Annotated in this window: 10 protein-coding genes; 4 read left to right on the forward strand and 6 right to left on the reverse strand. The window is 73.8% G+C overall.

Translation table 11 applies throughout. The features are described from left to right. Nucleotides 1-395 precede the first annotated feature (395 nt). From RM446_RS10560 to RM446_RS10585, 6 genes are all read right to left on the reverse strand, one after another. Nucleotides 396-1,724: an ABC transporter substrate-binding protein gene (locus RM446_RS10560; protein WP_311545035.1), complete on the reverse strand. Its 1,329-nt coding sequence runs from the start codon at nucleotides 1,722-1,724 to the stop codon at nucleotides 396-398. A gap of 59 nt (nucleotides 1,725-1,783) precedes the next feature. After that, nucleotides 1,784-2,863 carry a branched-chain amino acid ABC transporter permease gene (locus RM446_RS10565; RefSeq protein WP_311545036.1) on the reverse strand — a complete coding sequence of 360 codons (1,080 nt, stop codon included), beginning with the start codon at nucleotides 2,861-2,863 and terminating at the stop codon, nucleotides 1,784-1,786. 2 nt (nucleotides 2,864-2,865) lie between these two features. Next, nucleotides 2,866-3,717 carry a branched-chain amino acid ABC transporter permease gene (locus tag RM446_RS10570; protein WP_311545037.1) on the reverse strand — a complete coding sequence of 284 codons (852 nt, stop codon included), beginning with the start codon at nucleotides 3,715-3,717 and terminating at the stop codon, nucleotides 2,866-2,868. A 13-nt stretch (nucleotides 3,718-3,730) separates the two neighbouring features. Beyond that, nucleotides 3,731-4,453 (reverse strand): ABC transporter ATP-binding protein, encoded by a 723-nt coding sequence (locus tag RM446_RS10575; protein ID WP_311545038.1) that lies wholly within the window; start codon nucleotides 4,451-4,453, stop codon nucleotides 3,731-3,733. Beyond that, a complete protein-coding gene (locus tag RM446_RS10580; protein WP_311545039.1) occupies nucleotides 4,446-5,240 on the reverse strand; it encodes an ABC transporter ATP-binding protein in 795 nt (264 codons plus the stop codon). The genes RM446_RS10575 and RM446_RS10580 overlap by 8 nt, the downstream gene beginning before the upstream one ends. A gap of 165 nt (nucleotides 5,241-5,405) precedes the next feature. Next, a complete protein-coding gene (locus RM446_RS10585; protein WP_311545040.1) occupies nucleotides 5,406-8,228 on the reverse strand; it encodes an AAA family ATPase in 2,823 nt (940 codons plus the stop codon). Nucleotides 8,229-8,606: 378 nt separating this feature from the next. Here RM446_RS10585 and RM446_RS10590 point away from each other — a divergent pair, with 378 nt between their 5' ends. The 4 genes from RM446_RS10590 to RM446_RS10605 all read left to right on the forward strand — a co-directional run bounded on the left by RM446_RS10590 (nucleotide 8,607) and on the right by RM446_RS10605 (nucleotide 12,371). Beyond that, nucleotides 8,607-9,707: a WD40/YVTN/BNR-like repeat-containing protein gene (locus RM446_RS10590; protein WP_311545041.1), complete on the forward strand. Its 1,101-nt coding sequence runs from the start codon at nucleotides 8,607-8,609 to the stop codon at nucleotides 9,705-9,707. A gap of 3 nt (nucleotides 9,708-9,710) precedes the next feature. Next, complete coding sequence (locus RM446_RS10595; protein WP_311545042.1) at nucleotides 9,711-10,043, forward strand: MoaD/ThiS family protein; 333 nt, start codon at nucleotides 9,711-9,713, stop codon at nucleotides 10,041-10,043. Nucleotides 10,044-10,289: 246 nt separating this feature from the next. After that, complete coding sequence (locus RM446_RS10600; protein WP_311545043.1) at nucleotides 10,290-11,432, forward strand: hypothetical protein; 1,143 nt, start codon at nucleotides 10,290-10,292, stop codon at nucleotides 11,430-11,432. A gap of 222 nt (nucleotides 11,433-11,654) precedes the next feature. Next, complete coding sequence (locus RM446_RS10605) at nucleotides 11,655-12,371, forward strand: hypothetical protein (protein WP_311545044.1); 717 nt, start codon at nucleotides 11,655-11,657, stop codon at nucleotides 12,369-12,371. Nucleotides 12,372-12,557: the final 186 nt, after the last annotated feature.

A 12,557-nucleotide genomic window follows, 5' to 3' on the forward strand; every position in this document is an offset into this window, starting at 1 on the left:
AGATTGGCCACCGAATTCCCCATCGGGGGTTCAATCCATTGCAAACGGAAATCGGGTGGGGGAATGTGCGCGGAGGAGTCGTGATGGGCGCGCCCTGCTTTGCCGAGGACCCCGCTTTCCCGCCCGTCCGCGCCTGCTCCGCCTCCCGGGCTCTGCGACCTTCGCCCCGGGGCAGGCCCTCGCGCGTCCGCACCGCGCCCGAGACCGCAGGGGCCCCAAGCCCTGGGCGCCTCCGTGCCCCGGCACGGGTCGGCGCCCGGTCCGCTCGGACCGGGCGCCGTTTTCCGGCGGGGGTCGCCTACGGACCGCCGCCCCGCCGGGGCCCATGCGTCCCGCGCGTCGGGCCCAGGGTGCGCACGCGTGCCGTTCGCGGCGGGCGGATCGTCCGGTCGTGCCTAGCCTTCGCCGTGGAAGCCGAACTCCTCAGGCGAGGCCCGCTCGACGTCGCCCGCCTCGGTGATCTCACCCCCGGCGTTGTCGGTGACGCGGGCCTCCTGCAAGATCTCGGGCTCCTTGCCGGCACGGAACTCCATGACCAGGGCTCCGGAGTACCCGCCGTGGTCGTCCTCACCGGAGGCGAAGGGCACCAGCCCCGGACCCGACCAGTCCTGGCCCTGCACGGCGTCCACCAGGCTCTGCCGGGTCGGGTCGTCGCCGGCCGCAACCAGCGCCTTGGACATCAGGGTGGCCTGCACCATGCCGTAGACCGTGGTGTTGGTCATCGGCCTGTCGCTGTCGGCGTATTCGTCGTAGATCCGGGCGTACAGCTCGATCCACGGGTCGTCCTCCTGGGTGACGGCGGGCAGGTAGCCGGTGTAGACCATCCCGTTCAGCAGCTCCTCGACAGGCAGGTCGTCGTTTCCGGCCTCGGCCGCGAACTCCGAGAGCAGCCCTTTCAGCGTCGCGGTGTCGGCGCCGATGGTGCTTACCACGAACTGCGGGTCGTAACCGATGCTCGCCGACTCCAGGATCGCCAGCGCCGTGAAGGCGGGGATGCACGAGCACACCACCACGTCGGCGCCCTCCTCCTTCAGCGCCGCGATCTGCGGGCCCAGGTCGGTGTTTCCGGAGTCGTAGGACTCCACCGTCACGCGCTGCTCGGCCACGTACTGCTCCAGGCCCGCCTCGGAGTCGGTGCCCACGTCGTCGTTCTGGTGCAGGTAGCCGACCTTGGCGTCGGGCATGTTCTCGGCGATGTACTGGCCCTGGATCTTGGCCTCCTTGGTGTAGTCCACCTGGAAGCCGTAGGTCAGCGGGTACTTGTTCGGCTGGTTCCACATCAGCGCGCCCGAGGACACGAACAGGTCGGGCACGCCTTCGTCGTCGAGGAAGTCGACGACCTTGGAGTGGGTGGGTGTGCCCAGGCCGCCGAGCATCGCGAAGATCTCGTCCTGGTGCACCAGCTCCCGGGTCACCTCGATGGTGCGGGCCGGGTCGTAGGCGTCGTCCTTGACCACGTAGTCGATCTCGCGTCCGTTGACGCCGCCGTTCTCGTTGACGTAGTCGAACACGGCTCGGGCGCCGATGGAGATCTGGCTGTAGCCGGGGGCGGCCGGGCCGGTCAGCGGTTGGTGCGAGCCGATCTTGATGCTGCTGTCGGTGACGCCGGTCGAGACGTCCAGGTCGGCGGCTGCGCCTTCCTGCACTTCGCCGGCTCCTCCGCACGAGGTGGCCAGCAGGACCGCCGCCGTCAGGGCGGCGGCCGGGGCGATGCGTGATCTCATGGTTTCTCCCGGGCGGTGGATCGGGGACGGGGTGCGGGCGGGATGGCGGGGTGGGTTGGTCAGCGCCCGCGGCGGACCAGTCCGGCGAGGCTGCGCAGCATCCCGTGCAGGCCCTGCGGCCACACGAGCACGATGAGGATGAGCAGCACGCCGAAGAACACGATCGGCAGGTTGTTGGCGACGTCGCTGTCCAAGGACAGCGTGTGGGCCAGTTCCTCGCCCCACACCTCCACGTAGACCAGGGCGACGGCTCCGAAGAAGGCGCCCCACATGCTGCCGAGCCCGCCGAGTACCAGGGCCGCCAGCAGGCTCAGCGAGAGCGTCACCGTGAAGGAGCTGGGGGTGGCCGTGCCCAGCAGGTAGGCCTGGCAGGCGCCGGCGAGCCCGCCGGCGCCCGCGCTGACGACGAAGGCGATCACCTTGGTGCGGCCCACCGGCACTCCGGCCAGGCCCGCGGCCGACTCGTCGTCGCGGAGCGCGCGCATCCGCCGGCCCAGCCGTCCCGCGCTGATCGTGGCCAGCACGACCAGGCCGATCAGCGTGGTCAGCCACACGGCCGCGGACTGCCACTGCGTGTCGGTGACCAGGCCCGCCAGAGGGGCGGGCGCGCCCCGGGTGGAGAAGGCCAGTCCGTTGCTGCCGCCGAGCAGCTCGGGAAAGCGCACCGTCAGCGCGGGCAGGCCCACGGCCAGCGCCAGTGTCGCGCCCGCGAGGTAGGGGCCGTGCAGCCGCGCCGTGGCGGCGCCGACCAGCACGCCGGCCGCGCAGCTCAGCACGACGGTGATGACCATGTTCAGCCACAGCGGCAGGGCGGGCTGGTTGAGCACGAGCAGCGCCATGGTGTAGGCGCCGATGAACATGAACGCGCCGTGCCCCAGCGAGACCTGTCCGCTGTAGCCGATGAGCAGCTGCAGGCCCGCGATGGCCAGCATGAAGTAGCCCACGCTGCCGATGCGCAGGTCGCCGGTGGGGCCGGTGACCCCCATCAGCGCGACGATCGCCCCGAAGGCGGCGGCCGCGGCCAGCGGGAACCGCACCAGGGCCGGCAGCGACCGCCAGCGGTCGGCGAGCGAGGGGGCGGGGGATCCCGGAGCCGGGGCGCCCTGGCCGGTGGACTCGTTGTTGCGCAGCGAGACCATCACTACACCTTTCGCGCGGTCGGTCGGGAGAACAGGCCGTCCGGCCGGATGCTCAGCACCAGGACGAGGATGGCCAGCGCCGCCAGGGTGGTCAGCTCCGGACCGGCGTAGCCGGAGACATAGGACAGGCACACGCCGAGAAGCACGCCGCCGACCAGGGCGCCGAAGGGGTTCTCCAGCCCGCCCACGACAGCGGCGGCGATCGCGTAGATGAACACGGTGTCGAGCACGTTGGGGAAGATGAACGGCGGCGCCGCCAGCATCCCGGCCAGCGCGCCGATGACCGAGGCGATGGCCCAGCCGGTGGTCAGCATCAGGCCCACCCGCACGCCGCTCAGCCGCGCGGCCTCGGGTCGGAAGGCCGCCGCGCGCATCCGCAGCCCCAGCGGGGTGAAGCGGTACAGCCCGAACAGCAGCAGCGCCGCGCCGCCCACCGAGGCCAGGGCGAACCAGTCGGAGGGCGAGAACCGGCCGCGAAAGCCCAGCGGGTAGGAGAACGAGTGCGGTTCGTTGCTCCAGATCATCCCGGCCAGCCCCTGCAACACCAGCAGCAGGCCCAGCGTGACGATGATGGCGCTGAGCGGCGAGCGCCCGTGCACCGGGCGGATCAGCAGCCGCTCGGTGGCGGCGCCGAGCACCAGGCCGGTCGCCAGCGCGGCGCCGAACCCCAGCCAGTAGCTGCCGGTGGCCTGCGAGACCGTGTAGGCGATGTAGACCGAGATCAGCGCCAGTGCCGGCTGCGCGAAGTTCACCACGCGCGTGGCCTGGTAGATGATGACCAGCGACAGCGCGAGCGCCGCGTAGACCGCGCCCGCGGACAGGCCGCTCAGTGTCAGGTCGATGAAGTGGTCCACGGTTTTCCCTCTTCTAGAAGCCCAGGTAGGCGTGGCGCATGCGGTCGTCGGCCAGGAGCCGGTCGGCGTCCTCGGCCATGGCGACCTGGCCCTGGTTGAGCACGAGGCCGTGGTCGGAGACCGACAGCGCGCTGCGTGCGTTCTGCTCCACGAGCACCACCGTCAGGTCGCGTTCGGCCCGCAGGTCCAGCAGCATCCGCATGATCTGCCGGGTGACCAGCGGCGCCAGCCCCAGTGAGGGCTCGTCCAGCAGCAGCACCCGGGGGCGGGCCATCAGCGCCCGGCCCAGCGCGAGCATCTGGCGCTCGCCGCCCGAGAGCGTGGCGGCCGGACGCGACACCCGCTCGCGCAGCGGCGGGAACAGCTCCAGCACCTCGGCCGCGCTCCGGGCCCGGTCGCGACGACCGCGCCGCCACAGGCCGCCCAGGCGCAGGTTCTCCTCCACGGTCAGCTCGGCGATGACTCCGCCGCCTTCGGGCACGTGCGCCAGGCCGTGGTGGACGTGGCGCTCGGCCGGCAGCCGGGTGATGTCGGCGCCGTCCAGCAGTACTCGGCCGGACTCGGCGCGCTTGAGGCCGCTGAGCGTGCGCAGCAGGGTCGTCTTGCCGGCACCGTTGGCGCCCAGCACGGCGCAGATGCCGCCGCGGGGCACGCTCATGCTGACCCCGTTGAGTGCGGTCACCGCGCCGTAGCAGGCGGTGAGCCCCTCCACGGTCAGCATCGGCTGTTCAGCCATCGGTACCCGCCTCCTCCGGCTCGCCCAGATAGGCCTCGGCGACCGCCGGGTCGGATCGGATGCGCTCGGGCGGGCCCGAGGCGATCACCTCGCCGAAGTCCAGCACCACGATGTGGTCGCAGACGTCCATCACCAGGTCCATGTGGTGTTCGACCAGCAAGACGCCCATGCGCGAGCGGAAGGACTTGATGGCCGCGCCCAGGGCGTGCATGTCCTCGCCGGACAGCCCTCCGGCGGGCTCGTCGAGCAGCAGCAGCTCGGGTTCGGCGACCACCGCGCGGGCCAGCGCAACGCGCTTCTGCACGCCGAAGGGCAGGGTGCCCGGCATCGCCCGGGCGGCGTGCGCTGCGCCGAACTCCGCCAGCGCGGCCATCGCCCGCTCGCGCAGGCGCCGCTCGTCGGAGTGGTAGCGACCCAGGCCGGTGAGCATGGCGAACGCGCCCCCGCGGCAGAGCCGGTCCGCGCCGACCATGACGTTGTCCAGAGCCGAGAGCCCGGGGAACAGGTTGAGGCCCTGCAGTGTGCGGGCGATGCCCAGGTCGGCGAGGTGGTGGGGGCGGTGCCGGCGCAGCCGGCGGCCCTTCCACGCGACGGTGCCGCTCTGCGGGCGCAGGACGCCGGAGACGACGTTGAACAGCGTCGTCTTCCCGGCGCCGTTGGGCCCGATCAGTCCGACGATGCTGCCGGGCGCCACCGACAGCCCCACGTCGCTCAGGGCGGTCAGGCCGCCGAAGCGCACGGTCACCCCCTCGGCGGTGAGTAGGGGGTCCGGCGTTGTGGGTCTCATGCACTCTGCTTTCCGTGCCGGGGCCGGGATCCGCTGCACTGATACCGACCGGTTGGAATGTAGGGGGTAGTCGTATACCGCGGTGGAGCGGACAGCGGGTCGGGGGTCGAGGTCGGTCGCGTTTCCCCTGCCCCGCGGGGGCGTTCCGCGGGAACCGCGGCCTTCTCAGCGGAACATGCGGGCCAGGTCCACCCGCGAGCGGATGTTGAGCTTGCGGAAGATCCCGCGTAAGTGGTGCTCGACGGTGCGCGGGCTGATGAACATGTGCGCGGCCACCTCGCGGTTGGTGGCTCCTTCGGACACCAGCAGCGCGATCTGGTGCTGCTGGGTGGTGAGACCGTGCTCGACCTGTTCGGAGCCGGCCGCGGGTTCGGGGTCGCCGATCGCCCGCAGCTCGCCCCGGGCCTGCTCCACCCACAGGCGCGCGCCGATCCACTCGAAGGTCTCCAGCGCCTCGCGCAGATGCTCGCGCGCGCGGCCGGGGAAGCGGTTGCGGCGCAGCGTGGTGCCGTACAGCAGCGCGGTGCGGGCCCGCTCCACGTCGTCGTCGCCGCAAGCCCGGTGGAGCCGCAGCGCCTCCTCGAAGCGGTCGGCGGCCTCGTCCGGCGCGGCCAGCAGGCCCCGGCAGCGCGCCGCCACGGCTTGGCTGCTCAGGCTTCCGGTGGACTCCGCCCACGACTCGAAGGGCACCAGCGCGACCTCGGCGCGGCCGTGCTCGCCGGTGCGCACGCAGGCCTCGACGAACACCGGAGCGGTCAGCAGCCGCATCGTCGGATGGCCGTAGCCGGCCCCGGCGTGGTTGAGCACTCGCAGGCGGGAGAACGCGCTGTGGGCGTCGCCTTGGGCCAGCTCCAGCAGGGCCAGCGCCCACGAGCTGAGGGCGATCGGCAGGCCGAGGCTCTTCTCGCACGAACGCTCGGCGACGGCGCGTGCCCGTTCGTGGCAGGTCTCGGAGTCGCCCTGGATGGCGGCGAGCAGGCTCAGCGCGGCGAGGTGGTGGGTGGCGCAGTTGGGCTGGTCGGTCTCGCGGGCCAGCCGCAGGCCCGTCATGCAGTTTCCGATACCCGAGGGGAACCTGCCGCTCCAGAACTCCGAGTAGACGAGGAACTCCAGCGCCTGGGGGACCACCGCCAGCGCGCCCCGGCGCCGCGCCACCGCCACCGCGCGGGTCGCCAGCGCGTGCACCAGCGGCGCGTCGCCCAGCCGAAGGCCGGCGATGCTCGCCCAGATCAGCTCGGCCGGCGTGTCGACCTCCTCGGCCAGGTCGGTGGTGCGCCGCAAGGGCTCGGCCGCCCCCGCGTAGTCGCCGGCGAAGCTGCGCGCGCAGCCCTCCATGTAGGCGAACGCCAGCCGCATGGCCGGCGGGTCGTTGTCGCGGGCCAGCGGCGCCAGCCGGCGCGCCGCCGCGGCGTGGCGCACCGGGTCTCCCGCGAAGGACGCGGCGTCGGCGGCGCGCATCAGCGAGCGCACCGCCAGCTCCCGGTCGTGGGGCAGGAGCTGCTCGGCGGTGGACAGCAGGGCATCGGCGGTGTCGATGGCATTGCCCCCGCGCAGCCGGATCTGGCCGCGGATCAGCTCCAGCACCCCGGCCTGGCGGGGCGAGACCGCGTCGGGCGCGGCGCGCTCCAGTAGCTCCGAGGCCCGCTCGGGCATCCCCGACAGCCATGCGTCCTGCGCGGCCGTGGAGAGCCGGCAGGCCCGCAGCCGGGGAATCGGCGTCAGCTCGGCGGCCTGCTCCAGCGCGGCCGAGGCCACCGAGTGTCCGTTGAGCTCCTTGGCGGTGTCGGCCGCTGCGGCCAGCTCGGCCGCCAGCTCGGAGTCGGGCCCTTCCGCGGCCGCGGCGCGGTGGCGGGCGTAGCGCGAGGGCTCGCGCTTGGGGTCGACGACGCGGGCCAGCCGGGCGTGGGCGGCGCGGCGCCGCACCACCGGTGCGGCCTGATAGACCGCGGCGCGCAGCAACGGGTCGGTGAAGACCACCTGGGCGCCGTCGATGCGCACCAGCCCGGTGTTCTCGGCGGGTTCGAGGTCGCCCACGGTCGTCTCCGGGCGTCCGGCGGCGCGCACCAGGTCGTCGGCCCCGCAGTCGGGGTCGGCCGAGGCGAGGAGCAGCAGGTGGCGGGTCGGCTCGGGCAGGCCGTCCAGCCGCGGGGCGTAGGCGCCGCGCAGCTGCGCCGGCAGCGGAAGGGTGCGCGGCAGCGGTCGGGTTCCCGAGAGCTGGTCGCGGGAGAGCGCGGCGGCGTAACCACGGGCGGCCAGCGGGTTGCCGTGGCTGGCGCGCACGAGTTCGGCGCGCACCCCGGCGGCGATGCCGCCCGGAGCGGCGTCGCCGAGGACCTCGCTGAGGGCCGAGTCGCACAGCGGGCTCAGCGTTTCGGAGGGGATCCCGGGAACGGCGGACTTGGGGGAGTCGTCGCGGGCGGCGAAGACCACCGCCACCGGGTCGGTGCCCAGCCGCCGCGCGGCGAAGGCGAGCGCGTCCAAGGACGCGGAGTCCATCAGGTGCGCGTCGTCGACGCAGACGAGCAGGGGAGCGGAGTGGCCCAGCAGGCACAGCGTCCGCAGCACTCCGATGGAGAGGGGGAAGCGGTCGCTCTCGGCGACGCGGCCGGTCTCCAGCGCCTGCTCGATGGCCGCGGCCTGGTGCGCCGGCAGCTCGCCGATGCGATCGGCGACCGGGCGCAGCAGGCGCTGCAGTCCGGCGAAGGCCATCGCCGACTCGGATTCGGTGCCGGCAGAGCTGAGCACCATCGCGCCCTTGAGGACCACCGCATCCTGCGGCGCCCGGCTGCGGTTGACCTGCGGCGTGCGCGCCACGTCGCAGGCGTGGTCGAGCAGGGCGGTCTTGCCGATGCCCGGTCCTCCGCAGACCAGCAGCGCCGCGCCTTGGCCGGCGCGGGCGCCGTCCAGGGCGTCGGTGAGCATCCGCTGCTCCGACTCCCGGCCCCGGAGGCGGGTTCCGGGAGTCGGCGGGGGATTCGCTGTGGGCACGCCCTCAAGTTACACAGCGGTCAATCCTGCCGACAGGTGACCGGGGACACACTGGTGATTTCACCGATAGGGCGCTGCGTGAGGTGGCGGGTGCGGCTGGTAGCGGCGGCGCGGCCCGCGGCTGCGGGCCGGCCGCAGGGTGTTCCGCCCTCGGGGCGGGCCCGGTCGGTGCCCACACGGCGCCCGCACCACGTCCCGGTCAACGACACGCGGCGAACACTTGTACGATTTTTACCCCGGCTCCGGTATGCTCTGGGTCACATCGGCCGCCCAGGAGTGCAGTCCCGCGGCGGCGCGCGACCACCGGCGGTCCGCCCGCAGCAAAGCGCCCGCCCACGTTCACCACGGCCTGCCGAGCACTCACCTCTAGGGACGATCATGACGTATCTCCTGGTCATCGGGACACGCAAAGGCCTGTTCACCGCAACGGCAGAGGACCGCCGCACCTGGCGGGTAAGCGGACCGCACCGCCTCGACAGCGCGGACTACGCCAACATGGCCGGTATCTACGCGGTGGGTATCGAGCCGCGCACGCGGCGGATCCTGGTCGGAGCCGAGAGCTCCCACTTCGGGCCCAGCGTGTGGTCCAGCGACGACCTCGGCACCACCTGGCACGAGCCGTCCCAGGCGCCGATCGCGTTCCCCGAGGACGTCGACGCCTCCTTCACCCGGGTGTGGCAGCTCGCCTTCGGCGACGAGCCCGGAACCGTCTACGCCGGGGTCGAACCCACCGCCCTGTTCCGCTCGACCGACGGCGGCGAGAGTTTCGAGCTGGTGCGCGGACTGTGGGACCACCCCCACCGCGGAGACTGGTGGCCCGGCGCGGGTGGGGCCGCCATCCACACCGTGATCCCCGGGAGGGTCAGTGCCGAGGGCACCGACCCGCGGGCCATGACCGTGGCCATGTCCACCGGCGGCGTGTACCAGTCCCGCGACGGCGGCACCGCCTGGAACCCGGCCAACCACGGCATCACCGCCGTCTTCCTGCCCGAGGAGTATCCCGAGTACGGCCAGTGCGTGCACAAGGTCGCGGTCGGCAGCGACGGCGAGTTCTACGCCCAGAACCACCACGGCGTGTTCCGCAGCACCGACCCCGCCTCGGGCTGGACGTCGATCGCCGACGGCCTGCCCACCGACTTCGGGTTCACCTTCGTCACCCATCCGCACATCCCCGGGTCGGGCTACGTCTTCCCGGTGGTCAGCCAGGAGGTGCACCTGCCCCCCGCCGACCACTTGGCCGTCTACCGCACCGACGATGCGGGACACAGCTGGCAGCCGGCCTCCACGGGCCTGCCCGAGGACCCCTACTACGGGATCGTGCTGCGCGACGGCGCCTGCACCGACGGGGCCGCCGACCCCGGCTTCTACTTCGGCACCCGCAGCGGCGACGTCTACTGCACCACCGACTCCGTCGGCGAGTGGACCCGGGTGGCCGCGCACCTGCCCGACGTGCTCTGCGTCCGCGCGACGGAGGTATGAGCCATGGGTGTGACGGTCGTCCTGCCGCAGGTCCTGCAGAACGACGCCGGGGGGGCCTCCCGCGTCGACATCGCGCTGGGCGCCGCAGCGCCCGCCGGCGGGGCGGCGCCCACCGCCGCCCCGCCGGACCCCGCGCCCACCCTGCGCGCCGTCCTCGACGAGCTCGCTCGCCGCCACCCGGGCCTCGACCGCCGGATCCGCGACGAGCAGGGCCGCCTGCGCCGCTACGTCAACGTCTTCGTCGACTCCGACGAGTGCCGCGCCGTCGGCGGTCTGGACGCCCCCGTCGCCGACGGCACGGAGGTACGCGTGCTCCCGTCGGTGGCCGGCGGCTGACCCGCGCTCCCCACCGCCCGGCGGCACCGCGCCGGGCGGTCGCTGCGCGCGCCGGTTGGGGCGAGCCCCGGATTCGGCGCCGCGACTCCGCCGCGCGGCCCCGGCGCCCGACCTCCCACGCACGGGGGAGACCGGGGGAGTCGACCCCTCTCCGGCGGGATGCCCGGCGCCTGCGCCCCCGGCGAGAGTGGGAGCCGTCGGCACCCGGTGCGCGGCCGCGCGGCCGCCGGAATGAGGGAGAGCGCGATGACGACGGAACGATCCGGGAGCGGGGCCGCGGGCGGGCGCGGGCCCCGCCGCCCGCGCCGGTGGATGCGCTGGACACCGGCGGCGGCGCCGCTGTGGTCGCTGGGGTACGGGCTGATGGGGGTGTTCTGGGCGCTGACCGCCGCGGCCCCTCCCTTCGAGGCGAACGGAGACCCGGCACTGGCTCCGCTGGCCGCCCGCTTCGGTGCCGGGCCGGCGTCGGCGGCCGTGCTGCTGGTGGGGCTGCCCGCGGCGGCGGTGGGCGCGGCCATGCTGAAGGGTGTGCGCACCGGGCGGCGGCCGCTCATCGCCGCCGGTGCCCTGGTCGCGGCACTGCTGCTGCTCTGCATGATCGACGTCCGGCTGCTGATGGTCCTGGGCTACGTGCCCTACGGGCTGGTCGGCGTGGTGGCCGGCGACGACGTGGGCGAGGTGTTCCTGTCCCGGGCGCTGACCGGGGGCATGCTGCACCAGGTGGCATGCCTGGCCGGCGGGCTCCTCTGGGCGGCGGCCGCCCTGGCCTACGCCCGGCGCAGCGGGGGCGGATGCGTCCGCTGCGGGCGCAACGCCGAGGCGCGGGGGTGGACCTCGCCCGCCTCCGCAGCGCGGTGGGGGAGCGTCGCGGTGTACGTCGCGATGGCGCCGCCGCTGCTCTACGCCGCCACCCGGTTCGCCTGGTGGCTGGGCATTCCGATCGGGATCACCCGCGAATTCCTGCGCGAGGGCCAGGCTGACGGCTCGTGGACCGCGGGCGCGTTCCTGGCCGGATTCGCCACCGTCGGCGCCGTGCTGACGCTCGGGCTGATCCAGCGCTGGGGCGAGGTGTTCCCCCGCTGGATGCCGGGCCTGGCGGGGCGGCGCGTGCCGGTCGCGTTGGCCGTGCTCCCCGCATGCGCCGTGGCGGTGCTGGTGTTCGTCGGCGGCATCGCGATGGTCTCGGGATATGCCGCCATGGCCGGGGGTTTCGCGGATTCGAGCGGCCAGTTCGGCGCGGAGGTGCTGGTCGGCCTCCTCGCCGCGCTCTTCCCGGTCTGGGGCGTGGCCCTGGCGGTCGCCGCGCTCGGCTACCACCTGCGTCGCCGCGGCTCCTGCGCCGACTGCGGGCGCGGCGCGCAGCATCCGTTCCCCGCGCCCGCGGGGTAGGCACCGTTCAAGGGGCGTGAGCGTCGTCCCTTCCCGCAACGCCGGGGCTGCGCATAGGCGAGGTCTGCGTGTACGGAGCACGTGCGCGCCCCGCTGCCCGCACCTGGGCAGAAGGCGCGGAAGTCCGGCCGGATGAACCGCGGGCCACGCAGGCGCGGTGCCGGGGGCGGCGTGTGCGGCGCGGATGCAGCCTGTCGGTGCCTACGGCTAGAGTGCTCGGCCATGACTCCCCGCCGCCGCAAGGCCGTCTCCCTCGCCGTGCTCGCACCCACCGCCCTGATCGCGCTGGGGTACGGACTGAGTTGGAGCGGGCCCTTCATGCTTGCAGGCGTCGTCGGCGGGGCCGCGATGCTGGCGACCGCCTGGCTGCTGGTCAGCGCGGTGCTGCCGGGCGTCGACGCGCAGCGGGGAGTGGGGGCCGTGTTCGTCGCGGGCTGGGGCGCCGTCGTGCTGTCCGCAGCGGTCGGCGCGGCGGGGGCCGCGGTGACGAGCGACGAACTGCTGCAGCGCAGCGTCGGCCCCGACTCCTCCGCGGCGTCGGGGGTGTATTACGGCTGGTACCACTACGGCGAGTCGGTCGACGATCCGGAAGCCGTCGGCTCCCAGACCGCCGTCTCGATGTCGGTGGGTCCTTCAGCGGCACCCTCCGTCGGTCCGCTCGGCGGGTCGGTCGTTCCCGAGGGCACCGCCGCGGGGGCGCTGCTGGCCGGTTGGCTCGCGGGCGGAGCGGGCGCGTTCGCCTACGCCCGCACGCGTCCGGCCGCAGAGGCGCCGCCGGACGCTTTGCCGGATACGGTGGCGCTTGGCGGCGGGCCCAACGGCGCGGCCGCCGGTTCCGGCGATGCGCGCGCCGACTCCGGCGCCGCGGACGACGGCGCCTGGTATCCGCAGGACGGCGGCGCAGACGGTGACACCGACGGACGTGGCGGTTCCAGCTGAGCGCCCGGTGTACTGCGTTGCGGCCCCACGGCCACGGGCGTGCGCGCCAGGATCGGGCAGCCGACCACCCGGCCCGAGCTCCGTTGATCTTGTGGCCACCGCAAGCGGAAATCGTTTTCCTTCGCGATGGCGACATGATCGACAGTGATGTGTCGGCGTCGCCGGGGGCACGCTCCGCGGCCCGCC

Source organism: Streptomonospora wellingtoniae (genome assembly GCF_031845375.1).
Taxonomy (GTDB): domain Bacteria; phylum Actinomycetota; class Actinomycetes; order Streptosporangiales; family Streptosporangiaceae; genus Streptomonospora; species Streptomonospora wellingtoniae.